At 65.7% G+C, this 24,824-nt stretch carries 17 protein-coding genes and 1 pseudogene; 7 read left to right on the top strand and 11 right to left on the bottom strand.

The window, feature by feature from the left end; all coding sequences use genetic code 11:
* From VA603_RS18170 to VA603_RS18195, 6 genes and pseudogenes are all read right to left on the bottom strand, one after another.
* A pseudogene (locus tag VA603_RS18170) lies at nucleotides 1-765 on the bottom strand (peptidase M20); the annotation flags it as partial.
* A 69-nt stretch (nucleotides 766-834) separates the two neighbouring features.
* Nucleotides 835-2,076, bottom strand: coding sequence for an RNA polymerase sigma factor (locus VA603_RS18175; protein ID WP_323439667.1), 1,242 nt, complete (start codon nucleotides 2,074-2,076; stop codon nucleotides 835-837).
* A gap of 48 nt (nucleotides 2,077-2,124) precedes the next feature.
* A complete protein-coding gene (locus VA603_RS18180; protein WP_132865822.1) occupies nucleotides 2,125-2,481 on the bottom strand; it encodes a DUF1428 domain-containing protein in 357 nt (118 codons plus the stop codon).
* Between the two features lie 19 nt (nucleotides 2,482-2,500).
* Nucleotides 2,501-2,911 (bottom strand): VOC family protein, encoded by a 411-nt coding sequence (locus tag VA603_RS18185; protein ID WP_132865823.1) that lies wholly within the window; start codon nucleotides 2,909-2,911, stop codon nucleotides 2,501-2,503.
* Entirely contained in the window at nucleotides 2,908-3,345 is a 438-nt protein-coding gene (locus VA603_RS18190; RefSeq protein ID WP_192287794.1) for a VOC family protein, read from the bottom strand. The genes VA603_RS18185 and VA603_RS18190 overlap by 4 nt, the downstream gene beginning before the upstream one ends.
* 24 nt (nucleotides 3,346-3,369) lie before the next feature.
* Nucleotides 3,370-3,798 (bottom strand): YciI family protein, encoded by a 429-nt coding sequence (locus VA603_RS18195; protein WP_323439668.1) that lies wholly within the window; start codon nucleotides 3,796-3,798, stop codon nucleotides 3,370-3,372.
* A 163-nt stretch (nucleotides 3,799-3,961) separates the two neighbouring features.
* Here VA603_RS18195 and VA603_RS18200 point away from each other — a divergent pair, with 163 nt between their 5' ends.
* From VA603_RS18200 to VA603_RS18215, 4 genes are all read left to right on the top strand, one after another.
* Entirely contained in the window at nucleotides 3,962-4,336 is a 375-nt protein-coding gene (locus VA603_RS18200; protein WP_132865826.1) for a YciI family protein, read from the top strand.
* A 382-nt stretch (nucleotides 4,337-4,718) separates the two neighbouring features.
* Nucleotides 4,719-7,745: a TonB-dependent receptor gene (locus VA603_RS18205; protein ID WP_323439669.1), complete on the top strand. Its 3,027-nt coding sequence runs from the start codon at nucleotides 4,719-4,721 to the stop codon at nucleotides 7,743-7,745.
* Nucleotides 7,746-8,346: 601 nt separating this feature from the next.
* Nucleotides 8,347-11,448, top strand: a complete 3,102-nt coding sequence (locus VA603_RS18210) for a TonB-dependent receptor (protein WP_323439670.1) — start codon at nucleotides 8,347-8,349, stop codon at nucleotides 11,446-11,448.
* Nucleotides 11,449-11,731: 283 nt separating this feature from the next.
* Nucleotides 11,732-14,713 (top strand): TonB-dependent receptor, encoded by a 2,982-nt coding sequence (locus tag VA603_RS18215; RefSeq protein WP_323439671.1) that lies wholly within the window; start codon nucleotides 11,732-11,734, stop codon nucleotides 14,711-14,713.
* A gap of 117 nt (nucleotides 14,714-14,830) precedes the next feature.
* Here the strand turns inward: VA603_RS18215 and VA603_RS18220 are convergent, their stop codons facing one another.
* Nucleotides 14,831-16,915: an NHL repeat-containing protein gene (locus tag VA603_RS18220; protein WP_323439672.1), complete on the bottom strand. Its 2,085-nt coding sequence runs from the start codon at nucleotides 16,913-16,915 to the stop codon at nucleotides 14,831-14,833.
* An 88-nt stretch (nucleotides 16,916-17,003) separates the two neighbouring features.
* On the opposite strand from VA603_RS18220, the gene VA603_RS18225 reads away from it, so the two are divergent.
* On the top strand, nucleotides 17,004-17,459 hold the full coding sequence (locus VA603_RS18225) for a hypothetical protein (RefSeq protein WP_323439673.1): 456 nt from the start codon (nucleotides 17,004-17,006) through the stop codon (nucleotides 17,457-17,459).
* Between the two features lie 18 nt (nucleotides 17,460-17,477).
* Here VA603_RS18225 and VA603_RS18230 read toward each other — a convergent pair whose 3' ends face one another.
* Nucleotides 17,478-18,251, bottom strand: a complete 774-nt coding sequence (locus VA603_RS18230; RefSeq protein ID WP_132865832.1) for a lytic transglycosylase domain-containing protein — start codon at nucleotides 18,249-18,251, stop codon at nucleotides 17,478-17,480.
* Between the two features lie 106 nt (nucleotides 18,252-18,357).
* Between VA603_RS18230 and VA603_RS18235 the strand changes: the two genes are divergently transcribed.
* Complete coding sequence (locus VA603_RS18235; protein ID WP_323439674.1) at nucleotides 18,358-18,681, top strand: ASCH domain-containing protein; 324 nt, start codon at nucleotides 18,358-18,360, stop codon at nucleotides 18,679-18,681.
* A 202-nt stretch (nucleotides 18,682-18,883) separates the two neighbouring features.
* On the opposite strand, the gene VA603_RS18240 is transcribed toward VA603_RS18235, so the two are convergent.
* Together VA603_RS18240 and VA603_RS18245 are read right to left on the bottom strand one after the other, a co-directional pair.
* Nucleotides 18,884-19,957 carry a chitinase gene (locus VA603_RS18240; protein WP_323439675.1) on the bottom strand — a complete coding sequence of 358 codons (1,074 nt, stop codon included), beginning with the start codon at nucleotides 19,955-19,957 and terminating at the stop codon, nucleotides 18,884-18,886.
* A 226-nt stretch (nucleotides 19,958-20,183) separates the two neighbouring features.
* Nucleotides 20,184-21,137 carry a hypothetical protein gene (locus VA603_RS18245; protein WP_323439676.1) on the bottom strand — a complete coding sequence of 318 codons (954 nt, stop codon included), beginning with the start codon at nucleotides 21,135-21,137 and terminating at the stop codon, nucleotides 20,184-20,186.
* Nucleotides 21,138-21,329: 192 nt separating this feature from the next.
* Here VA603_RS18245 and VA603_RS18250 point away from each other — a divergent pair, with 192 nt between their 5' ends.
* Complete coding sequence (locus tag VA603_RS18250; RefSeq protein ID WP_323439677.1) at nucleotides 21,330-23,078, top strand: acyl-CoA dehydrogenase family protein; 1,749 nt, start codon at nucleotides 21,330-21,332, stop codon at nucleotides 23,076-23,078.
* A gap of 48 nt (nucleotides 23,079-23,126) precedes the next feature.
* On the opposite strand, the gene VA603_RS18255 is transcribed toward VA603_RS18250, so the two are convergent.
* Nucleotides 23,127-24,626 carry a SulP family inorganic anion transporter gene (locus VA603_RS18255; RefSeq protein ID WP_323439678.1) on the bottom strand — a complete coding sequence of 500 codons (1,500 nt, stop codon included), beginning with the start codon at nucleotides 24,624-24,626 and terminating at the stop codon, nucleotides 23,127-23,129.
* Between the last annotated feature and the right edge of the window lie 198 nt (nucleotides 24,627-24,824).

The following is a 24,824-nucleotide window of genomic DNA, read 5'->3' on the forward strand; positions in this document are numbered from 1 at the left end:
CTTGAACATCGCCACCGCCAGGTCACGCTGGATCCAGCCTTCCAGCGCCGGATGCGCCTCGGCGGGCTTGTCGCGCACCACGTCGAACATGGTGTTGGTGTTGGAACCGGCCACCGTCGCCCAGCCGTAGGACGCCGGTGCGGTTTCGTGGACGATCAGCACGCCGGCCGCGCCCTGGCGCGCGCCTTCCTCGTACTTGTAGGTCCAGCGGCCGTAGTAGGTCATGCCCTTGCCGTCGAAATCACCCACGCCGGTCTCGAAGTCCGGGTCGTTGATCAGCACCACGGCGATCTTGCCCTTCAGGTCCACGCCCTTGAAGTCGTCCCAGTTGCGTTCCGGCGCCTTGACGCCGTAGCCCAGGAACACCAGCGGCGCGTCGGTGATGGCCACCTGGCTGTCGCCATTCATCGCGGCGCGCACGGCGATCTCCTGGCCCTGGGTCAGCGCCTGCGGCGTGCCCTGGCCGGTCAGCGTGAGCTGCGGCTTGCCGACGATGTCGCCCTTGAGCAGGGGCACGGCCTGGGTCCACAGGCGCTTGCCGTCCTTCAGGTCGCCGCCCGGCTGCAGGCCCGCGTCGGCGAACTGCCGGCTCAGGTAGGCGATGGTCTTTTCCTCGCCCGCCGAGGCCGGCGAACGGCCTTCGTAGGCGTCGGAGGAAAGCTCCTTCACGTCGGCCGAAATGCGGCCACCGTCGAACTTCGGCGGGGCGGCCATCAGGGCCGTGGATACCGACATCGCCAACAGGCTGATTACTACACGCTTCACGCTGCACCTCCAGTGGTCAGACAACCTGTGGAGTGTAGCCAGCGCCGGGCAGGCCGGGGCAGTGCCCTTTTACACGGCCGCCGCCCGGGACAGCAGGACCTCCCGTTCCCGCGCGTTGCCGCTCAATTCGGCGGCCAGCTCGAACGCGACACGCGCCTCCGCGGCGCGGCCCAGCTTGTCCAGCAGGTCCCCGCGCACGGCCGCCAACGGGGCATAGCCCTTCAGCCGGGCATCGCCGGACAGGGCTTCCACCAGCGGCCAGGCGGCCTCCGCGCCGCGAGCCTGTGCAATGGCGACGGCGCGGTTGAGTTCGATCACCGGCGATGGCGTCACCTGGCCAAGCCTCGTGTACAGCTCGGCAATGCGCTGCCAGTCGGTCTGTTCGGCGCGCCGCGCGCGGGCGTGGCAGGCGGCGATGCCAGCCTGCAGCACGTAGGCATCCTCGGCACCGCCGAGCGCCTCGGCCGCGTCCAGCGCCTGCAGGCCGCGCGCGATCTGCAGCCAATCCCAGCGGCTGCGGTCCTGCGCCGGCAACAGCACCGGTGCGCCGTCGGCGGCGGTGCGGGCACGCAGGCGCGAGGCCTGCAGCTCCATCAATGCGAGCAAGCCCAGCACCGCCACCGTGGATGGCAGCAGGCCGTTGAGTATGCGGACGAGCCGCAAGGCCTCCTCGCACAGCGCCGGGCGCATCCAGTCCTCGCCGCTGCTGGCGGCATAGCCCTCGTTGAAGACCAGGTAGACCACCTCCAGCACCGACTGCAGGCGGGGCTGCAGGTCCTGGCGACGCGGCACCTCGAACGGCACCTGGCGCTCGGCCAGCAGGCGCTTAGCACGCACGATGCGCTGGGCGATGGTGGCCTCCGGCTGCAGGTAGGCGCGCGCGATCTCGGCCGTGCTCAACCCGCACAGCAGGCGCAGGGTCAGCGCGACCCGGGCCTCGGCCGGCAGTACCGGGTGGCAGGCCACGAACACCAGCCGCAGCAGGTCGTCGCCGAAATCATCCAGGTACTCCCGCGCATCCGCCCCCATGGTCGGCTCCTGCAGCTCGTCCGTCAGTTCGGCCTGCACGTGCAGGCGCCGTTGTCGCAGGCGGTCGATGGCGCGGCGCTGGGCGGTGGTCATCAACCACGCGGCGGGATTGTCGGGCACGCCGTGCCGGGGCCAGTGCTCGAGCGCGGCCACCAGCGCGTCCTGGGCCAGCTCCTCGGCGCTGTCCAGGTCGCCCAGCATCCGGGCAAGGCGCGCGACCAGGCGTGGCGATTCCATCCGCCACACCGTGTCGAGCCTGCGCTGGAGTTCGGCATGTTCCATCAGGCCGCGATCAAAGCACCCGCCGCCGCGGCCGGCAAGCGCCGGGCCTCACACATTCACGAACGGCTTGAAGCCACCCCAGAACATGCGCTTGCCATCGAACGGCACGTTCTGCGCGTTCATGCCGGCCAGGCGCGGATCGGCCATGGCCTTGGCATTGACGCGGTCACGGTGCGCGCGCGAGCGGAACAGCACGTAGGCGAACACCACCACCTCGCCGGGCTTGAGCTTGACCGCCTGCGGGAACGAGGTGTGCTTGCCCGGCTTGACGTCATCGGCCACCGCTTCGAGGTAGCCCAGCGCGCCGTGCTCCTTCCATACCTTGGCCGCCTTGCGGGCGATGCGCTGGTACTGGCCCAGCTTGTCCTGCGGCACCGGCAGTACATAACCATCGACGTAACTCATCGCGATTCCTCCACTGGGCTCAGTTGGGTTCACCGTCCATGAAGGCGATCTCCCACAGGTGGCCGTCCAGGTCCTGGAAGCCACGCTGGTACATGAAGCCGTAGTCGCGCGCCGGCATCGGCTCGCCGGCGCCGGCCTTCAGCGCCTTGTCCACCAGCGCATCCACGGCCGGGCGGCTGTCCGCCGACAGGCAGGTGATCACCGTCGTCTGCGCACGTGCGTCACCGACCGGAAGTGGCGTGAACGTCTTGAAGAATGGCTCCACCAGCAGCATCACGAAGATGCTGTCGCTGACGATCATGCACGCGGCGTTCTCGTCGGTGAACTGCGGGTTGAAGTGGTAGCCCAGGGCACCGAAGAAGGCCTTGGAGGCCTCCAGGTCGCGCACCGGCAGGTTGACGAAGATCATCTGTGGCGTGGCCATGCTCACTGCCCCCCGTCCATCGGCTTCATGCAGTTGACCATCCACGGCTTGCCGTAGCGGTCGACCAGCATGCCCCAGCGGTGCGCCCAGAAGGTCTCGCCCAGCGGCATCTGCACCTGACCGCCATCGGCCAGTGCGGCGAACACGCGCTCGGCCTCTTCGATGCTGTCCACGTCGACGTTGATGGTGGTGGCGGCCTGCCCGTCCGCCGCAGGTCCATCGGCCGCCATCAGCACCGCGCCCCCGGCCTCGACCTGGCAGTGCGCCACCTGGTCGGCATCCGGGGTGAAGCCCCCGCAGCCCTCCATGTCCGAATCGGGGCCGGGTGGCATGTCGCCGTACTTCATCTCCGACACCACCTTGCCCCCGAGCGCCCTGGCGTAGAACGCCATCGCTTCGTGGGTATTGCCGTTGAAACCGAGGAAGGGAATCAATCTCATGGTCGTGCTCCTGTCGTTGCGGGGTCAGTTGTGCTCGATGCGGTCACGCAGACGCTGCTCCTGCGCGCGCAATTCCGGGGTGAAGGCTTCGCCGAAGTCCTCGGCCTCGAACAGCGGCCGGATCTCCACCTCCACCGCGCTGCCATCGGCGCCGCTGAACGGGGCACGCTTGAGCCATTCCACGGCTTCGTCTATCGAGCGCACCTGCCACAGCCAGAAGCCGGCGATCAGCTCGCGGGTCTCGGCGAATGGCCCATCGATGACGCTGCGGCGCGTGCCTTCGAAGCGCACCCGCGCGCCGCGCGCACTGGGGTGCAGGCCTTCGCCGGCCAGCATGATGCCGGCCTTGACCAGCTCCTCGTTGTAGGCGCCCATCGCCGTCAGCTCGGCCTCGGTGGGCATCACCCCGGCCTCGGTGTCGGCATTGGCCTTCACGATCACCATCACTTTCATCACCGTCTCCGTCGCCGGCCCCATGCCGGCTCACATCCACTACGACGAACCCGCGCGACAGGAATCGACATTGCGCGCATGGAAATTCCTGAACGTATTCATGCGGCACCGCAACAGCAGCGATGCGCGATGATGGGCGCCCCGGCCCCACCGTCCCCACCCGATGAAATACCTGCTGCTGATCTACATCGACCCCGATCTGGCCCAGGCGCTGCCGGCCGAGGAATACGACGCCTTGATGCGCGGCTGCCTGCGCCATGCCGACACGCTGCAGGCGCAGGGCACGCTGCTGATGTCCCAGCGCCTGCAACCGGTCGAACGGGCGCGCACCTTGCGCACGCGCGCCACGCAGGCGCGTGTGACCGATGGACCATTCGCCGAAACCCGCGAACTGCTGGCCGGCTTCAACCTGATCGAGGCCGTGGATGCCGAGGACGCCATGCGCATCGCCCGGCAATTCCCCTGGTCGGCCTACGGCAGCATCGAGGTACGGCCGGTGGATGACCTGGACGCCGAGCGGGTACGCCTCGGCGCCTGATCCCAGGCCTGGATGCGAACGCACGGACGACAACATGGATGTGCACGAAGGGCTCGACCGACGTCGGGCCCTTTCCTTTGTGCCCGCCTCCCCATTCGTTGATACCCGCGGCGCCGTCTGCACGCACCCACGTCCAACTGTCCCCTTCAAACGCACGAACATCACGATTCCAGGCGTTTTTTGGAAGAACGCGGAGGTACGGACAAACAACACCAACCACTTGTATTTCCTGGGATACGCACGCGCACCTTCCCCGCATTGATCCGAAGCGGTCCGTTGGGTGGCACGCCGCGCCTTGCCGCATTGCACTCTCTGCGAACCGCAATGTCACCGCCTCGCACGACAGGGCACCACGACAGAGCGCAACTTCTCGGGGATATACATGACGAGCTTCAAACACAACAACCACGCACTGAAGCGCACCACGTTGGCATTGGTACTGGGTACGAGCATCAGCGGCGCCTTCGCCCAGAGCACGACCGGCGCGCTGTTCGGACAGGCACCTGCGGCTGATGGAACAACCGTCACGGTCCAGAACGCTTCCGGCCTGCAGCGTACCGTCAGCGTGGACGCCAACGGCCGCTACAACCTCGGCACGCTGCCGGTGGGCAAGTACACGGTGAAGCTGGAGCGCAACGGCCGCGTGATCGAACAACGCCAGGATGTCCTGTTGCGGGTCGGCACCGGCACTGAAGTCTCTTTCCGCGACGACGGCGCCACCACGCTGGACGCGGTGAGGGTCACCGCCGCCAACGTGCCCAGGATTGACGTCTCCACCTCCGTGGCCAAGTCCGTCATTACTTCCGAGCAACTGGACGTGCTGCCACTTGGACGCACCGCCGAAGCCATCGCCCTGCTGGCGCCCGGCGTGATTGCCGGCAGCAGCGCCTTCGGCAACGGCTCGCGCTCGGTGCTGTCCTTCGGCGGTTCAAGCGTCAGCGAGAACGCGTACTACCTCAACGGCTTCAATGTCTCCAATCCGTACAACGCACTGGGCGGCGCCAGCCTGCCCTACGGCTCGATCGACCAGCAGGAAACCTACACCGGCGGTTACAGCTCGCGCTATGGCCGCTCCACCGGCGGTGTGCTCAACCAATTGGGCAAGCGCGGCACCAACGAATGGCACTTCGGCCTCCAGACCACCTGGTCGCCCAAGTCACTGGCGGCCTCGCCGCGCGATGTCTGGTATCCCAACGATACGCTGCCTCCCGGCTCCGAATACGTGGACCCGAGCCGCCCCGGCACGCTCTACCGATCACGCGATGACGACACCTCCAGCTCCACCACCTACAGCGGATACGTCAGCGGACCATTGATCGAAGACCGCTTGTTCGTCCATCTGGCGGCCGAATCGAACAAGCGTGAAGGCGCAAGCACCAACAGCATTGCCTCGACCACCCAGGCGCGCAACAACTACACCATCAGCACACCCAAGTTCTATGGAAAGATCGACTGGAACATCACCGACAACCACACGCTGGAGTACACCCGGTTCCAGAACAATGACCGGAGCAGCGGCTACTACACCGCATTCGACTACGAAGGCCTGCAGGGCGGCGAGCGCACGGGAACGTACCCGGACATCACCAAGCTCGAAGACGAGTACGACATCTTCAAGTACACCGGCTACCTCACCGACGACCTGACCCTGAGCGCGGTTTGGGGCCGCAGTGAACAGAAGAACCTGCAGTACAACCCGCTTGAATCCGACGACCCCTACCTGAGCGGGGTAACCCTGCAGGATCCGGCGATCACCGGTGGAACACCGATCCGCAATGGCCAGGCGGCGCGCGATACCAAGGCGCGCGACGCCGGCAGCAAGACCCGTGGCCTGCGCGTGGACCTGGACTACCGCATCGGCGACCACCAGCTGACCGCCGGCATCGACAACATGTACTACAACGGCCACAACGAAGGCCAGACCATCACCGGCCCGGGCTACGCGTGGTACTACTCACGCATCGCGCCAGGCCAGTCGCCCAGCCCGGGCTTCAACATCAGCCCGCCGGGAGGGGACGGCTACTACGTCTACAAGTACATCTTCTCCACGACCACCAGCATGGCGGTGGAGCAGAAGGCCTACTACCTGGAAGACCGTTGGCAGGTCACGCCACGCTGGCTGCTGACCCTTGGCATCCGCAACGACAAGTTCACCAACTTCAACAGCGCCGCCCAGCCCTACGTCGAAAGTGGTGACCAATGGGCACCACGGCTGGGCGCCAGCTGGGACGTGTTCGGGGATGCCTCGTTCAAGGTGTTCGCCAACCTCGGCCGCTACTACCTGGCCTTGCCGAACAGCGTCGCGGTCCGCGGCGCGTCGGCCTCGACCTTCACCCGCGAGTACTTCACGTACACCGGCATCGACGCCAACGGCAATCCGACCGGGCTGACCCCGCTCGGTCCCGGCCCGGTGTCGACCAACAATGAGTACGGACAGACGCCGGACCCGGCCAACGTCGCCCCCACCGACCTGAAGTCGCAGTACCAGGATGAATTGATCCTGGGCTTCGAGAAGACCATCGGCCAATCCTGGAACAGCGGCGCGAAGTTCACCTATCGCCGCCTGCAGGCGGCCATCGACGATGTCTGCGACCCCGACCGCATGCTGGCGAAACTGCAGTCGACTGGCGTGGACACCTCCGGGTTGGAGGTTCCCGGCTGCGTGATCTTCAACCCGGGCGAAACCAATACGTTCCTGGCCACCCACACCGACGGCACCGGCTATACGGCATTCCAGATGAGCGCCAGCGACTGGGGCTTCGGCAACAATCAGGCCAGGCGTGACTATATCGCGGTGGATCTGTTCATCGAGCACCCGCTGCACAACAAGTGGTACGGGCGCCTGGACTACACCTGGTCACGCAGCTTCGGCAACACCGAAGGCCAGGTGAAATCCGATATCGGCCAGGACGATATCTCCAAGACCCAGGATTGGGACTCGACGCTGCTGATGGAGTACTCCGGCGGCTACCTGGCCAATGATCGTCGCCACCAGCTCAAGGGCTATGGTGCCTATCAGTTCAACGACGAATGGACCGCATCGGCGACGCTGCGCGTCATGTCCGGTGCGCCAAAGAACTGCCTGGGCTATTACGGCGCCGATCATGATGACCCGATCGGCTACGGCTCGTCGTACCACTACTGCGACGGCGTTCCGTCCAAGCCGGGCGATGCCGGCCGCCAGCCCTGGACCAGGCAGATCGATCTGGGGGTGATCTACCGGCCTGCGTTCGCCGACCACAAGCTTGCCTTCGGCCTGGATGTGTTCAACGCGCTCAACGAGTTGAAGCCGATCCAATCCGACGCGGTCTACGAGTCTGATCCCTACACGATCTCCAACAGCTACGACATGGAGACCTACTTCACCACGCCACGCTCGGTTCGCCTGACCGCGTCCTACGACTTCTAGGCATCGGCATCGCGCGATCCGGCGCTTGCGACGCACCTGAGCCCCAGCCTCGCGCTGGGGCTTCTTCTTGTCTGGCTTCCACCATGGAGCGGTGGGGCGGGCTCACCCGGTTTGCCGTTGGTTTCGCTTCCGGCATGAAGCACACCGACATATGGCCTGGACGCTTCAACCACGCCCGGATCAACAGCTGGGGGACTGGCTGGAAAGCACCAACAGCCAGGATGACATCGCCCCTCGGCCTTCGATCTGGCCGGGATTCCACACCTGCAACGCAGGCGTGGATGGCATCCCAGCTCGGCGGCACCGGCCCTACCCGCGGGCGCTGGACTTCAGTGCCAGCACAGCCTCCCCATGGGGGTACTCAAGGCGGTTCCGCGCAGCTGGGCGCGTGCAAATGCTCCCCCGTGCCAAAGGTCACGCTATGACTTGACCCACTTGACCATCAACATATTGATTTAAAAGGACATTATTTTTTTTGCCTAAAAAACATTCACGAAGTATTAATTTTGAGTCGATTCGGTTGTAACGTCTGTTCACCGGGTGTTTAGGTTCCCGACTTGGGGCCCGCATCAGGAACAAACACAACTTCTGGAGAGAGCAGATGGTCAAGCGCAAGACGATCCAACGCGCAGCCCTCAGTGCTGCGCTGAGCCTGTGCATCGCTGGCGGCGCATACGCGCAGAGCACTACCGGCAGTATCCAAGGCAGCATCCCCGTCGAGGCCGGAACGGCCACCACCGTCCATGTCGCCAACAACAGCGGCTTCAATCGAACCATCGCGGCGGACAGCAACGGTCGTTACACCATCAATGCCCTGCCCGTCGGCGTCTATACCGTGACGGTCAAGCGCGGCGACCAGGTCATCGGCACCCGCCAGGTACAGGTCATCGTCGGTTCTTCGGTGGATGGCTCATTCGCTTCTGCCGGCGGCGCAACCACGCTGGAAGCCATCACGGTCACCGCCACCGCTCCGGCGGCAATCGACCTGACCACCACCGACACCCGCACCGTGATCACCACCGAGCAGCTTGCGCGCCTTCCGCTACAGCGCTCGGCGGAGGCACTGGCATTGCTCGCGCCAGGCGCGGTGGCAGGTGCCGCCGGTTATTCCGCGCTCGCCGGGCTGGTCTCCTTCGGCGGCGCAGGCGTATCGGAGAACGCCTACTACATCAACGGCTACTTCAGCGGCGAGCCGGTTTCGAATCTCGGCGGCTTCTCGCTGCCCTATGGCGCGATTTCGCAGCAGGAAACCTACACCGGCGGCTACAGCGCAAAGTACGGCCGTTCGGCCGGTGGCGTGATCAACCAGATCGGCAAGCGCGGCACCAACGCGTGGACGTTCGGTGGGCAGGTGACCTGGGATCCCAAGTCACTGCGTGAGGACTACCGCGACCTCTACCTGCCAGACCAGAACCTGCCGGCAGGCTACGACTATGAAGATCCGGATGCCGCAGGCACGCTGTACTCCCGCGGCAAGGGCGAGAAGACCGACGTCACCACCTACAGCGCCTATGTTGGCGGCCCGATCCTGCAGGATCGCCTGTTCTTCTTTGTCGCCGGTGAAGCGCAGAAGACCAAGCAGGACACCAACTCGTCTTCGCTGGGATCGGCCCGCCGTACCTATGCCGATACGGACAACCCCAAGATCTACGGCAAGATCGACTGGAACATCACCGACGACCACCTGCTTGAAGCAACGTGGATGAAGGAGAAGAAGGACTACAGCGGCTATTACCGTGAATATGACATCGAGACAGGTGCCATCGGTGATCGTCTGGCGGTGACGCCGACCGAGCAGGAGCGCGACAGCGACTATCGCATCTTTAAGTACACCGGCTATCTGACCGACACCCTGACCCTCAGCGCCACCTATGGCAAGAGCCGCTTCACTGCTCGCGACACCCCTTACCTGCTGCCGGGTGTACCGCACATCGCCAATCCGACATTGCAGAACCCCGCCCTCAACGGTAACTCGCCTATCCGTAGCCGGCTGGCAGGCTACCAGGGGCGCGATGGCGTGAATGATACCCACGGCCTGCGTGCCGACCTTGAATGGGTGGTCGGAGACCACACGCTGAGCCTGGGCATGGACAACATCAAGTTCGAGGCCGACAACGAAGGTACGTCGCAGGAATCGGACTACTGGCTCTACCAGCGTGCCTCCAACCCCGCGAGCAATATCAACGCGGCCCTGGGCGTGGGCGCCCCTGGTGGTGCCGGCTACTACGTCACCAAACGCGACTACTTCACCAACACCAGCATGTCGCTGGACCAGAAGGCCTGGTACCTGGAGGACCGCTGGCAGGTCACTGACAGCCTGCTGTTGACCCTTGGCCTGCGCAATGACGAGTTCACCAACAAGAACAACTCCGGCGCCACCTACATGTCCTCCAAGGACCAGTGGGCGCCGCGCCTGGGCTTCAGCTGGGACGTGATGGGCGATGCTTCCTTGAAGGTGTTCGGCAACGCCGGCCGCTACTACCTGGCCATGCCCAACAACGTGGCCATCCGTGGCGCCTCCGCCTCGACCTTCACCAGTGAATACTTCACTTACACCGGCATTGATGCAAACGGTGCTCCGACCGGTCTCACCCCAGTCGGGGGTGTCAACGGCGCACCGCCTCCGGGCGCGGTCTCTTCGAACGGCGAATACGGCACCGCGGTGGACGTTCTCTCCTTCGCGCCTTCCGATCTCAAGAACATGTACCAGGATGAGTTCATCCTTGGCTTTGACAAGCAGCTCAGCGAGAAGTGGGTGGTCGGAGCGAAGCTGACCTACCGTGACCTGAAGTCCTCGATCGATGACGTCTGCGATCCGTATACCTTCATGGAGGTGAACGGGCTGACCCAGGTCGGGACCAAGGAAGGCAAGTACATTGCTTCCACCGGCAACGGCCAGCACGTCGAGATTGCCTCCTGCTACATGTTCAATCCGGGCGGCACCAACACCTTCAGCCTGGCCAATGTCGACGCCGCCGGGAACCATGTCGGCGGCCGTACCGATTTCCGCATGTCCTCCAGCGACTGGGGCTTCAAGGATGGCTTGAAGCGCACCTACAAGGCCATCGACGTGTACGCCGAACACCCGTTCGATGGAACCTGGGAAGGCCGCGTCTCGTACACCTATTCCAAGAGTGAGGGCAACAACGAAGGCCAGGTGAAGTCGGAGTTCGGTCAGACCAACATCTCCAAGACGCAGGACTGGGATGCATGGCAGATGATGCAGTTCGCCAACGGCTATCTCGCCAATGACCGCCGCCACCAGCTGAAGCTGTATGGCAGCTACGCCATCACCCCGGAATGGTCGGTGGGCGGCAACATCCGCGTGCAATCGGGCACGCCGATCAGCTGCCTGGGCTACTACAACCCCGATGGCAGCATCGACGAAGGCTCCTCCGATGCCGATCCGATCGGCTACGACGCCGCGTATCACACCTGCTTTGGCTCCATCGCCAAGCCCGGCTCGCAGCGCACGCCGTGGACCCGCAGCATCGACCTGAGCGTCAGCTATCGACCGGCAGCGTTCCTCGATGGCAAGCTCGGCTTCAGCCTGCAGGTCTTCAACGTGCTCAACGAAGGCAGGCCGTTGCAGGTGGATGTGACCTCCGAGACCGGCCCGTATACGGTGTCCAACACCTACCTGCTCCCGCAGGCACGGCAGACACCTCGTTTTCTGCGCTTCGCGGCAACGTACGACTTCTGATCGCAGACACCGCGATCCTCAGCAACAAAAGACCCCGGCTTCGGCCGGGGTCTTTGTTTTTCGTAAACCGACGGCACTTGGGAACACCCTCCCGCGCCCCTCATGCACCCATTCAGCTTTCAGCAAACCTTTAATTTACTTGTAAATCAATGCGTTAAATTTAGTTTCAGCTGATATTGCAAAACGCTTCAAAAAGAAATTAAGATTTCGTTCAGCTGTAACGGTAGTTTCACCAGAAACAGCTAGCGAATGAAACCACTCTCTACCAATGCAAGGGATTTAGATGAGCAGTGCTAAGCAAGCAATCCGCCTGAAGCGCACCGCGCTCGCGGTGATTCTGACTTCGGTCATCGGTGCCGCTGCCGCCCAGAGCACCACGGGTTCGTTGTACGGCAACGCCCCGCAGGCCGCCGGTGCAACCATCACGGTGCAGAACGATTCCGGCCTGAAGCGCTCGGTGACGGTCGATGCCAATGGTCGCTACAACCTCGGCTCGCTGCCGGTGGGCAACTACTCGATCACCCTGCAGCGTGATGGCCAGGTGGTCGACAAGCGCGAGAACGTGCAGCTGCGCGTCGGCGCCGGCACCGAAGTGTCCTTCGGCGGTGGCGATGCCACCAACCTGGACGCCGTGACCGTCACCGCGGCCAACATGCCGAAGATCGACGTGAGCAACACCGTCTCCAAGTCGGTGGTGACCTCCGAGCAGCTTGCAGTGCTGCCGCTGGGCCGCAGCGCCGAAGCCATCGCCATGCTCGCCCCGGGCGTCATCGCAGGCAGCGGCGAGTTCAGCAACGGCTCGCGCTCCGTGCTCTCCTTCGGCGGCGCCAGCGTCACCGAGAACGCGTACTACATCAACGGCTACAACGCCTCCAATCCGCTCAGCAACATGGGCGGCGTGAGCCTGCCGTACGGCTCGATCAATCAGCAGGAAACCTACACCGGCGGCTACAGCGCACGCTACGGCCGCTCCACCGGCGGCGTGATCAATCAGATCGGCGAGCGTGGTACCAATGAATGGCACTTCGGCGTGCAGGCTACCTGGTCGCCCGACAGCCTCGCCGCTTCGCCGCGCGATGTCTGGTATCCCCGCGACGGCTCGATCTATCGTTATCGCAACGGTGACGGCAAGACCCAGACCACCTACAGCGGTTATGTCAACGGCCCGCTGATCCAGGACCGTCTGTTCGTACACCTGGCCGGTGAAGCCGACAAGACCGACGGCGTGTCCACCAACAGCATCGAGGCGGCGCAGCAGGCGCGCAACCACTACAGCTACAGCTCGCCGAAGTTCTACGGCAAGGTCGACTGGAACATCACCGACGACCACACCCTGGAATACACCCGCATCCAGAACACCGACCGCCAGGCCGGTTACTACACCGCGTTCGACTATGACGATCTGAGCGGCGGCGGTCGCACCGGCGTGTATCCGAACACCACGAAGATCAAAGACAGCTACGACATCTTCAAGTACACCGGCTACCTGACCGATGACCTGACGCTGAGCGCCACCTACGGCCGCAGCAAGCAGGACAACCTGGCATCAAACCCGAGCGACTCCCCGCTCCCGTACATCAGCGGCTCGGCCTACCAGGATCCTAACATCACCGGTGGCACGCCGATCCGCAACTCGCAGGCGACCAACGCCGGCAAGGCCAGCGATGCCGGCAGCAAGACCCGCGGCCTGCGCGTGGACCTTGAATACCGCATCGGCAACCACGAGCTGACTGCCGGTATCGACAACATGTATTACAACGCCTACAACGAAGGCCAGTCGATGACCGGCCCGGGCTATGCATGGATCTACTCGCAGCTTGACCCGAACGAGTCGCCCAACAGCAAGTTCAACATCACCCCGCCCGGCGGCGAGGGCTACATGGTGCAGAAGTACATCTTCTCCACCACCACCAGCATGAGCGTTGAGCAGAAGGCCTACTACCTGGAAGACCGCTGGCAGATCACCCCGAACTGGCTGGTCACGCTGGGCCTGCGCAACGACAAGTTCACCAACTTCAACAGCGCCGCCGTCCCGTACGTGGAAAGCGGTGACCAGTGGGCTCCGCGTATTGGCGCCAGCTGGGACGTGTTCGGTGATTCCTCGCTGAAGGTGTTTGCCAACCTGGGCCGCTACTACCTGGCATTGCCCAACAGCGTCGCCATCCGTGGTGCGTCGGCCTCGACCTATACCCGCGAGTACTTCACGTACACCGGCATCGACGCCGACGGCAACCCGACCGGCCTGACCGCACTGGGCCCGGGCCCGGTGTCTTCCAACAATGAGTACGGCGTGGCCCCGGATCCGTACTCGGTGGCCCCGACCGACCTGAAGTCGCAGTACCAGGACGAAATGATCCTCGGCTTCGAAAAGACCCTGGGACAGTCCTGGAACTCCGGTGCGAAGGTCACCTACCGTCGCCTGCAGGCCGGCATCGACGATGTCTGCGATCCGGACCGCATGGCCGACAAGTTGACCGCCATGGGCGTGGACCCGGCTTCGGTAACCATCCCGGGCTGCCTGATCTTCAACCCCGGCGAAACCAACACCTTCATGCTGGCCAACGTCGATGGATCCGGTTACACCCGGATGCAGATGAGCGGCAGTGACTGGGGCTTCGGCAACAACAAGGCCAAGCGCGATTACGTCGCCATCGACCTGTTCCTGGAGCATCCGATGAGCGACAAGTGGTACGGTCGCCTGGACTACACCTGGTCGCGCAACTTCGGCAACACCGAAGGTCAGGTCAAGTCGGACATCGGCCAGGATGACGTGTCCAAGACCCAGGACTGGGACGGTTCGTACCTGATGGAGTACGCCGGTGGCTACCTGGCCAACGACCGTCGCCACCAGCTGAAGGGCTTTGCCGCCTATCAGTTCAACGATGAGTGGACCGCTTCGGCAACGCTGAGTGTCGCCTCCGGCATGCCCAAGAGCTGCCTGGGCTACTACGGCACCGACATCAGCGATCCGATGGGCTACGAGGCGGCGTATCACTATTGCGGTGGCAAGCCCTCGCGTCCGGGTGATGCAGGTCGCCAGCCGTGGACCAAGCGTCTGGACCTGGGCGTCCAGTACCGTCCGTCGTTCGCTGACCACAAGCTGGCCTTCGGCCTGAACGTGTTCAACGTGTTCAACGAACTGAAGCCGGTGCAGAGCGATGCCGTCTACGAAGTGGGCCCGAAGAAGATCTCGGAAACCTACGGCATGGGCACGTACTACACCGCACCGCGTTCGGTCCGCCTGACCGCTTCCTACGATTTCTGATCGAAGGAAGGCAACAGCAAGGCAATCGCCCGTCGATTGCAGGTGAACAAAAGCCCCGGCATCTGCCGGGGCTTTTTTGTTACCGAACGACACGATGTACCTACCGGAGGATCGCCGTCACTGGACCCTTATCGGAAGCTCGGTTCCCGCCATCGCCGCGTTCCCGCTGTAATCCTTCGCCGTGATGCGGATCGTGTAGTTCCCCGGCAGCAGTTCCGCAGGTTGCAGCAGGCCAGTGGCCAACAGGCCGTCACGCACGGTGTTGGTCAGCACGTAGCGGAAACGCGTGCTGCTGCTGCCATGCACGGTGATGCCGCTGTCGGCGGCATAGGCCACCTTTACCGCCTCGCGTTGCGGCGGCATGCGGTTGAAGAGGATGTTCATCCGTGGCTGCTCATAGCCGGGCAATGCGCGACCGTTGCTGTCCAGGATCTGGTAGCCCAGCGTGTACAGGCCAAGACGGCGGCGCGGCAGGTTGTCGTCGACCTGGTCCCACGCCTCCACCACCAGTTGCAGGCCGCTGTCATCGCGGGGTACCCGCAGGCGGCCATCGACCTTCGTCACCAGGCGCTGGTCATTGGCATCGAGCAACGCGATGTCGTCGATCTTCGGCGCGACGTGATCGGCGTAGTTGGCGAATCCCAGACGCACCGCGTTGCGCTCGTAGCCGGACGGTCCCACCGCCAGGTGCACGTGCGCCTGGTTGTTGATGCTCCCCAGGGCGTCACCCGGCTGGAAGCGGGTGCCGCGGCGCACGCGTACGCGATCGAGGCGGCCGCTCTCGTCATCGAGCAGCTGGAAACGCGCGGCGTCCAGCGGGCGGTTGCCGGCATCACGCCCCACCTTCATGTGGATGTAGTCCAGCTTGTCCAGCGAGAACCCTTCGGCCTGGCCGCCCAGTGACCAGGTCGACGCGGGACTGCTGACCTTCCCGGGCGCAATCGCCAGCACGGTCTGGCCGACATCGCCACGCACGTCGAAACCGCTGTGCAGGTGATGGCGGCTCTCGCCGCTGAAGTTGCCACGCACCTCGCCCAGTGTCCCGGTCACTTCATGCCAGCCCAGTTGCGGTGCCAGCGGCCACCGCCGCTGGTTGGCCGGCAACGGGTTGTCCGGTGAAGGCCCCAGCACGGGCGGCGACGCCTGCAGGCCACCGGCTGCCGGTGCCAGGCGATGGACACGGTAGGCATCGGCATCGGCCATCAACAGGCTGCCGTCCGGGGCCAACGCCAGGCCGGCCGGTCGCGCGAAGCGCTGCGCGTCATTGCCCGCCACCGCCACGATGTGGCCGTGCGGCGAGACCTGCACCACCCGACCGCTCAACCGCTCGCTGACATAGACCACCCCGTCGTGCGTCACCGCCAGCGCCATTGGTCCCCACAACACACGCTCCCCGTCGCGCATGCCCACGCGCGTGCTGACCGTGCCCTCGGGGCTGATCACGCGCAGCGCATTGTTCTGCAGGTCGGCGACCCACAGGTTGCCGTGCGCGTCGAGCTTCAGGTCGGTGGGCGTGTCGAACCGCGCCACCGCACCGGCGCCGTCCTCCCACCCCGGGCGCTCGCCGCCGGCCAGGGTTGCAACCTGTCCATCGGGCGTGATCACGCGGATGCGGTCGTTCCAGGTATCGGCCACGTAGATGCGGTCATCCGGCCCCACGCTCACGCCCATCGGCCCGTTGAAGCGCGCCTGCGCGCCCGCACCGTCGGCGAAGCCCGGCGTACCGTCGCCCGCCACGGTGCTCACCTGCCCCTGCGGGGTGATCCTGCGGATGGCATGGTTGCCGGTATCGGCCACGTAGAGGTTACCGTGGCGGTCCAGCGCGATGCCGGACGGCGTGTTGAACGCCGCCGCCGCACCCTGTCCGTCGGCAAAGCCTTCGCGGCCACCGGCCAGCAGCGTGAAGGCCCCGCCCAACAGGTCGCGGTAGAGGATCCGGTTGTTGTCGCCGGCATCGGCCACGAACAGCACCGTGCCACCGAGGGCCACGCCCCACGGGTCGCTGAAGCGCACCTGCGCGGCACTGCCTGCCGCATTGCCGGCAACGCCGTCACCGCCCAGCAGGTCGATGCGGGCCTGCCAGCCCAGCGGCGTGGGCGCCGGGCCCACCGGGCCTTTCGGCGTCGGTACCCACAGGAAACTTGCCGCCAGGGCAGCTCCGGTAACGACGACGACGGCCGTAATCCAATGCTTGCGATCCATGTACACCCAAATGATTGCCGAGCCGGCACGATAGACGCTGATCGACCGGGGCGGAACCTGCCATCGGTCCCGGACCCCGGAGCCCACCATGACCACTCACCTGTACCTGCACGCCACGCCCATCACGCTGCAACCGGCGCATGGCGAGGCCATCGCCCTGGCGCTGTCGCTGGACCGCTTGCTGGCCGACGGGCTGGCGCGCTTTCCCCCGGGCGAGGCAGCGATCGAACGGGCCATCGCCACCACCGAGGACGCACTGATGCCACATGTCGCCGCACTGCGCGCGCACCCCGTGGAGGTCCTGTGGGTGGCCGATGACGGCCTGGCTGCGTTGCCACCCCTACTTGGTGATGAAGCACGCACGCGTTGGCACATCGACGCGGTGGAACGCGCCTTCAACCTGCTGGCCGACGTGGGCGCTGGCTTGCCCGCACATCGTGCCGGTTTGCCTGCGCAACCGCGCTTCATCGCCGCGCTGGTGGTGGTGCGTGAACTGATGCACCACGTGGGCTGGCAGCAGCTGCAGCTGCCACAACCCGCTTGAGCCCATCACGCCCGGCCGCTACTGCGCGGGACGCTCCGGGCCATTGCCCATCGCCTGCCGGTAGGCGCTATACAGCGCCAGCACCTTGTCCACGTACTGTCGCGTTTCCGCGTACGGCGGCACGCCGCCATAACGCGTGACCACGCCGATGCCGGCGTTGTATGCCGCCGCCGCGAGGGTACGGTCACCGTTGTAGCGACGCAGCAACGACTGCATGTAACGTGCGCCACCGTTGATGGACTGCGCCGGCGACAACGGATCGGTCACCCCATACTCCGACGCGGTCTCCGGCATCAGCTGCATCACGCCCTGCGCGCCCTTGGGCGAAATGGCCTTCTCGTCGAACGCACTCTCGGCGTGTGCCACCGCGCGCAGCCACGCATCATCCACGCCGGTGGCCTTGGCGGCGGCACGGAACTGCCGTGCATGCCGGTCCAGCTGCGGCGTGCCCACGCGTCCCAGGCCGGCGTGCGCCGGTTCGCCCGGCGGGGTGGCCACGGTGAAACGCAGGTAGGGCGTCGAACCGGGCAGGTTGCGGGTGGAGTACACCTTCCGGCCATCCTGCTCGCGCTCGTACAAGGTGCCACTGAACACCCCGAAGTTGCCCCACAGGTTCGGCGCCTGCACGGCGTTGTCGTCCACCGTCATCGCCGTGCAGCGCGATCCCGGTTCCGGCGCGGTGGCCAGGCTGACCGTGCCCTTCTGCACGCAGCGGTAGACGGTGCGCGCCTGCAACGGCGCACACAGCCCGCACAACAGCAACACCATCGCAACCGCGGCCGCGCGTGACATGCCGGAACCACATCATGGGAAGGGGCGATGATGCTGGGCCCGCGCGTTTGAACGGCAGGTGATGAAAAGTGCGGCAGAATGAATGGCCGCCTTCCGGCCTGCCACCATGCCCGACGCCGTCCCCCTGCTGGGCTTCGCCACCCCGCTGTTCCATACCGGTCGCAATACCAGCGTACGGCGTGGCCAGCGCTGGCATGGCGTGCCCCGGGCCTGCATCGAATATGCGCCGGGGCAGCTGTCCGCCCCGCTGGAACTGCGGACCGAACTGCGCCGCTTCGACACCCTGACCGCGGCCGACCTGGCCGATGAGCACGACCCGGCCTGCCGCACGCCCCCAGGGCTGCTGGCCGTGATGCAGCAGCTGTATCCCGGCTTCGAGCAGGACGAGACCGTCACCCTCGTGCACTTCCAGTGGCCCGCATCCGGGTAGGAACAGCCGCGACCGCAAAGCCAGCACACGCCGGGAACCACCCCTCCCCCACCCTCCCCTTCGCTGCGCGAAAGGGACGGCGCAGTCCGCCACGACCTGCAGCAAGCCGTAGGCGCGGCCTCGGCCGCGAAGCCAGCGGCCCCCCGACCGCCTGCGCCGGCCGGGGTATCGGCCGGGGTATCGGCCGCGCCTACCGGGGATGTCAGCGCGTGCTGGCCGCGCGCAGGTGTGCGCCTACGGGTGCGGAGAACGCACGGTTGTCGGTGACGTCCCAGTTGATCGACCAGGTCATCACGCCACGGAACGTCGGATGCGGCTGCGCCGGGGTGACTTCATCGCAGTTGGATGCGGTGGTCAGGCAATCGAAGGCACGGTTGATATCGGCCGGCGTCGCGTAGCCATTGCCTGCCGCACGCAGCCCCGATGGCAACGCCAATGCCACCTGGTCCGCGCGCAGGCCTTCGAAGCGGCCCTTGCCGCCGGCCAGCGGGAAGCCCTCGATCAGCATCTTCGCCGAGCCCACCATCATGTCCACGCTGCCACCGGGGTACTTCTCGGCGCGATAGGGCGTGGGCAGGCCGCCGTTGTTGTAGAGCTGCACGTGCAGCAGGTCCAGCTCGGCGCGCAGGCCGTCGATCAAGGGCAGGTAGGCGCCCCAGATACCTTCCATCGAGACGAAGCCCCCCTGCACGTACGGGTGTTCCGGCGCCATCGACACGTACAGGTTGGGGTACATGTCGTGCAGGCGCTTCACCGCCGAGATCAGGTGCGGCACCACCGGCGCGTCATGCGTGACGCCAGCGATCTTCTCCAGGTCGATGTCGATGCCATCCAGCCCGAAGGTGTTGATGGCCTCGGCGGTGGTGCGCACGAAGTTGTCCTCATCGCGCTGCGTGTTCAAGGTCACCGTGCCCAGCTCCCCACCGAAGGACAGCACCACGATGCGTCCACGGGCGCGCTTGGCGGCGATGTCGGCGATGAGTTGCGCGCGGTCCAGCGCCGGGTCGGGGTTGAACGCCACCTTGCCTTCGCCCATGTCGTCGGCGAAGGCAAGCACGATCACGTCCCAGCTGTCATCGACCTGCGAGACCGGCAACACGCCCTGGCCGTTGTCGAAGTTGTGCAGGTAACCGACCAGCGCATGCCGTGGCAATGCATGGCTATGCCCGGGCGTGACGCCGACCTGCGTCGCCGCGGGCGATGGTTCCGTCTTTGCCTGACAGCCAAACGTGGAAGCCAGTGCCAATGCACAGGCGAGAACGGTGATCGACTTCATCGTGGTCCCTGGGTTGGAAGAACCCCGATTCTAGGCACACGATTGCCCTGAAAATCACGGAAAAACAATTGGTTATGAAACCTGTCCGATAATGGCGCCGGGTTGTCCTGGCAATGACCCGTGTGCAGCGCAGCAGGGACGGCGCGCGGCCGTGGACATGTGTTCGGCATGTCCGCGCCTTGCCCACCCTTGCCCTTCCGCAGCCGCTGCAGGCGACAGGGACGACTCAGCTGCAGGTCTTCATCCGCCGCTCGGCGTCCCAGAGCGCACGCCTTGCCATGTCATAGGCGCTGTCGGCGGCGCTCGGCAGGCTGTGTTCGGCCTCCACCGGATCGGCACCGTTGCTGAAGCGGTACTCCACCCGCTGCAGCGCATCCAGGTGCGCCAGCACAGGCGCCATCCAGCGCGTGCGCTGCTCTGCACTGCAGCGCGGGTAGCGCCGTTCCAGATCACCCACCGCGACGCGGATGCGACGACTCGCTTCGCCCTTCAGGTCGGGCGCCTTCTCGAGCCGGATCGGCGCTGCCTTGTAGGCGTCGCCGGTGGCTTCGCTACCCAGGTCCGCCTTCTGCTCATGCAGGTTGGGGTTGAAGGCCACCGGCGGCGGGCGACGGGCCTGCGCCGGCTGCACGTCGCGCCCATGCACCACGCGCGCGGCCATCGCATACGGGGACTCACCAGGCTTCTTGCTGTCCTCGAACATCTTCGCCACCACCCCTTCCAGCGGCCGCTCGCCCACGCCGCTGGCCAGCGCGTCGCGGTGTTCGAACACCTGCTCGGTCGCACTCTTCTGCCGGGCCGTCGACGCCTCCGGCACGGCCAGCGTACCGTCCTTTCCATACAGCCGCTGCGACCAGGTGGTGGCCGGGATGGCCGCGGTCGCGACGGGCGCAGGGGTGGGCGTAGCCGGCGCGGTCACCGCGACCGGCCGCTCGGCCGGCCCGGTGCGGGCAACCACGACCGGCGCGGCGCTCCGTGCAGGCACGGGGGCCACGATCAGCGGCGCGGGCAAGGTCCCTTCCGCGGCCAGCCAGCGCAGCTGAATCCGCGTCTCGCGCCGTACCGGGGTGGCTTCGGGCATCTGCAGCAACAGCCGCGCCAGCGTGGAGAGGAAAGCCAACGCAACCGCGACCGCCGCAACGCGGTTCCACAACGGCTCGGGCGAGGCCTGATAACGCATGCATCTCCATCAAGGGGGTGAATCCGCGGGACGACGACCGGCCCGCCATCGCGGGGCCGTGGCAAGCACAGACCGGGCGTGGCACGGCGAGTTCCATGATTGTGCCGGGCGAATGTGTGAACCTATGGCAGTGAGCTGAGCGTTCATTCAGCCAGCCATCGTTCGTTGCCTGTCCTTCCAAGGAGTTGTTCCGTGACTACCGCAGCATCGCCGAACCTGGATGAAAGCATCGCCAAGCAGCTGTTCTTCGGCCATATCGCCGAGGACACGCTGTTCCCCTATCCGCAGATCCGCGAACGTGACCGCGAGATGCTCGGCGCGATGACCGACGCCATCGACCAGTTCCTCGGCGAGAAGACCGCCGAACTGCGCCAGTACGACCGCGATGCCGAACAACCGCCAGCGTTCATCCAGGCCCTGCGCGACATGGGCCTGTTCGGGCTGATCATTCCCGAGGAATACGGCGGCATGGAGCTGTCCAATGGCGCCTATGCGCGCGTGCTGGGCCAGACCAGCAGCCATGACAGCTCGGTGTCGCTCACCGTCGGCGCACACAGCTCGATCGGCATGAAGGGCCTGCTGCTGTTCGGCAACGATGAACAGAAGCAGCGCTACCTGCCGAAGCTGGCCAGCGGCGAGATGATCGCCGCGTTCTGCCTGACCGAATCCGGCGCCGGCTCCGACGCGGCGGCCATCCGCACCAAGGCCACCCGCAACGACGACGGCACCTGGACGCTCAGCGGCGAGAAGATCTGGATCACCAACGGCGGCATCGCCGATTTCTACACGGTGTTTGCGCGTACCGACACGCCCGAAGGCAAGGTCACCGCGTTCATCGTCGAGGCCGGGTGGGACGGCGTCAGCCATGGCCCGCACGAGGACAAGATGGGCATCCGTGCCTCATCCACCACCACCGTCGCCTTCAACGAGGTGCGCGTACCGGCGGCCAACGTGCTGGGCCCGGTCGGCAAGGGCTTCAAGGTGGCGATGAACATCCTCAACAGCGGCCGCACCGGCCTGGGCGGTGGCGCGGTGGGCGGCATGCGGGCACTGATCCGCATGGCCTGTGCGCAGGCCAGCGAACGCAGGCAGTTCGGCCAGCCCATCGCCGAGTTCGGGCTGGTGCGCGAGAAGATCGCGCAGATGACCGCCGACTGCTTCGCCGCCGAAAGCACGGTGTGGATGGTGGCGCACCTGATCGACAGCGGCCGCACCGACTATTCGGTGGAAGCGGCGATGAGCAAGGTGTTCGCCAGCGAAGCCGTGCAGCGCTGCTGCTACGAGGCACTGCAGATCGCCGCCGGCAACGGTTTCATGCGCGAGCTGCCGTACGAACAGATGACCCGCGACACGCGCATCCTGTCCATCTTCGAAGGCACCAACGAGATCCTGCGCCTGTACGTGGCACTCAATGGCCTGAAGGGCGTGGGCGCGACGCTGGCCGAGCTGCAGAGCGCGGTGGGCGGCATCTTCAATGACCCGATCAAGGGCTTCGGCGTGCTCGGCGATTACGCCGGGCGGCGCGTGCGCGAGGCCACCGGCTACGGCACCGGGCGCATCCGCGCACCGCTGGACGATGCGCTGCGGCCGTTGGCGCGCCTGTGCGAGAAGTACGCGGTGGAGCTGTCCAAGGCCTCCGACCGCCTGCTGCGCAAGCACGGCAAGCAGATCGCCGACCAGCAGCATGCGCAGAAGCGCGTGGCCGATGTCGCCATCGACCTGTTCGTCGGCCTGTGCGTTCTGTCACGCGTGGAAAGCCTGCTCCAGGCCAAGCACCCGGCGGCGGATGATGCGGTCCGGATCGCCCGCCTGTTCGCCCGCCAGGCGCGCCGTCGCATGGCCCGCAACATCCGTGGTCTGGAACGCAACGAGGACGAGATCATCGAAACCCTGGCCGCCTCGGTGCTGGAGCGCGGCGGCTATGCGTGGGACGTGATGTAAGCCCACGCCCGCAGGAGCGGCCTTGGCCGCTCCTGCGATGCTCGCCGGTCAGTGCCCTGCCGGTGCATCCTCCAGCGCCACTGCTCCTTCGCGCAGCACCCGCCGCAACAACATCCGTCCCTGGCGGTCCAGGCCGTGCACGCGTGGCTTCACGCCGTGGTGGCGATAGCGGCTCACCACTTTCTCCAGTGCCGCCACGGCGGTGATGTCCCACAGCTGCGCGCGCGACAGGTCGATCACCACCGTACGCCCCTGCGCGGCACGCGGGTCGAATGCATCGATGAACGCGTCGGCCGAGGCGAAGAACACCTGCCCGCTCACCGTGTAGCGCAGGCCACCATCGGCATCGTCCTGCCTGTCCACCCGCAGCAGGCGCGCCACCTTCAGCGCGAAGAACACGCCGCTCAGCAGCACCCCAACGCCGACGCCCGCGGCCAGGTTGTGCGTGCCCAGCGTCACCACTACCGTCGCCAGCATCACCACGCCGGACAGCCGCGGGTGGCGCAGCAACGCGCCCAGGCTGGACCAGTCGAAGGTGGACACGCTGACCATCACCATGATCGCCACCAGCGCGATCACCGGCACCTGCGCCACCCATGGCTTGAGCAGCACCATCAGCACCAGCAGGAACACGCCGGCAAACAACGTGGACAGGCGGCCGCGACCGCCATACTTCACATTGCCCACGGTCTGCCCGATCATGCCGCAGCCGGCGATGCCGCCGAACAGGCTGGTGGCAATGTTGGCGATACCCAGGCCAGTGCATTCGCGGTTCTTGGAACTGGGCGTATCGGTCAGCTCATCGACCACACGCGCGGTCATCATTGATTCCAACAGTCCGACCATGGCGATCGCCAGCGCCGGCATGGCGATGATCCGCAGCGTCTGCAGGTCCAGCGGCAACTGCGGCAGTCCCATCCAGTGCGGCAGCGATTCGGGCAACCGGCCAAGGTCGGCCACCGTCGGCAGGTCCAGCTTCAACCACGCCGACAGCCCACTGAGCACCACGATGCAGATCAGCGGCGAGGGAATCGCGCGCACACCGGGCAACGGCAGCCGCGGCAGCCCGTAGATCACCAGCAGGCCCAGCGCCAGCATCGCCCAGGTCGCGGTGGTGGCGCCCTGCAACTGCGGCAGCTGCGCGGAGAAGATCAGGATCGCCAGTGCATTGACGAAGCCGGTACGCACCGAACTGCTGACAAAGCGCATCAGCACGCCCAGCCGCAACACCCCGAACAGCACCTGCATCACACCGGCCAGCAGGCCGGCGGCGAACAGGTAAGGCAGGCCATGCGCGCTCACCAGCGGCGCGGCCACCAGCGCCACCGAGCCGGCTGCGGCAGTGATCATCGCCGGCCGCCCACCGAACACCGCGATCACGATGCTCAGCACGAACGAGGCGAACAGGCCGACCTGCGGGTCCACGCCCGCCACGAACGAGAAGGCGATGACCTCAGGGATCAGCGCGAAGGTGGCCACGGCACCGGCCAGCATTTCACGCAGGGGATGGGCGCGCCATTGCGCCAGTTCGGTAGACAGGAAGGACATGCGGGCAAGCCGCCCCTGCGCGGCAGGAGCAGGCGGAATCGGGGGATGGGCGCGAATTATGCCTGCTGCGATCCAACCGTCGTGGGTCGCGGTGAGTTCCCGGCAGACCGTGCACATCCGAAATCACCCCTCCCCAGCCCTCCCCTTCGCTGCGCGAAAGGGAGGGAGTGGCCCTGCGTGATTGGTCAGAGTGCGGGC

Source organism: Stenotrophomonas capsici (genome assembly GCF_034961085.1).
GTDB lineage: Bacteria > Pseudomonadota > Gammaproteobacteria > Xanthomonadales > Xanthomonadaceae > Stenotrophomonas > Stenotrophomonas capsici.

Bases quoted from the DNA above. Each gene is read 5' to 3' on its own strand.
- VA603_RS18175 (WP_323439667.1), bottom strand. From the start codon at position 2,076: ATGGAACATGCCGAACTCCAGCGCAGGCTCGACACGGTGTGGCGGATG.
- VA603_RS18180 (WP_132865822.1), bottom strand. From the start codon at position 2,481: ATGAGTTACGTCGATGGTTATGTACTGCCGGTGCCGCAGGACAAGCTG.
- VA603_RS18190 (WP_192287794.1), bottom strand. From the start codon at position 3,345: ATGAGATTGATTCCCTTCCTCGGTTTCAACGGCAATACCCACGAAGCG.
- VA603_RS18195 (WP_323439668.1), bottom strand. From the start codon at position 3,798: ATGAAAGTGATGGTGATCGTGAAGGCCAATGCCGACACCGAGGCCGGG.
- VA603_RS18200 (WP_132865826.1), top strand. From the start codon at position 3,962: ATGAAATACCTGCTGCTGATCTACATCGACCCCGATCTGGCCCAGGCG.
- VA603_RS18205 (WP_323439669.1), top strand. From the start codon at position 4,719: ATGACGAGCTTCAAACACAACAACCACGCACTGAAGCGCACCACGTTG.
- VA603_RS18210 (WP_323439670.1), top strand. From the start codon at position 8,347: ATGGTCAAGCGCAAGACGATCCAACGCGCAGCCCTCAGTGCTGCGCTG.
- VA603_RS18215 (WP_323439671.1), top strand. From the start codon at position 11,732: ATGAGCAGTGCTAAGCAAGCAATCCGCCTGAAGCGCACCGCGCTCGCG.
- VA603_RS18220 (WP_323439672.1), bottom strand. From the start codon at position 16,915: ATGGATCGCAAGCATTGGATTACGGCCGTCGTCGTCGTTACCGGAGCT.
- VA603_RS18225 (WP_323439673.1), top strand. From the start codon at position 17,004: ATGACCACTCACCTGTACCTGCACGCCACGCCCATCACGCTGCAACCG.
- VA603_RS18230 (WP_132865832.1), bottom strand. From the start codon at position 18,251: ATGTCACGCGCGGCCGCGGTTGCGATGGTGTTGCTGTTGTGCGGGCTG.
- VA603_RS18235 (WP_323439674.1), top strand. From the start codon at position 18,358: ATGCCCGACGCCGTCCCCCTGCTGGGCTTCGCCACCCCGCTGTTCCAT.
- VA603_RS18240 (WP_323439675.1), bottom strand. From the start codon at position 19,957: ATGAAGTCGATCACCGTTCTCGCCTGTGCATTGGCACTGGCTTCCACG.
- VA603_RS18245 (WP_323439676.1), bottom strand. From the start codon at position 21,137: ATGCGTTATCAGGCCTCGCCCGAGCCGTTGTGGAACCGCGTTGCGGCG.
- VA603_RS18255 (WP_323439678.1), bottom strand. From the start codon at position 24,626: ATGTCCTTCCTGTCTACCGAACTGGCGCAATGGCGCGCCCATCCCCTG.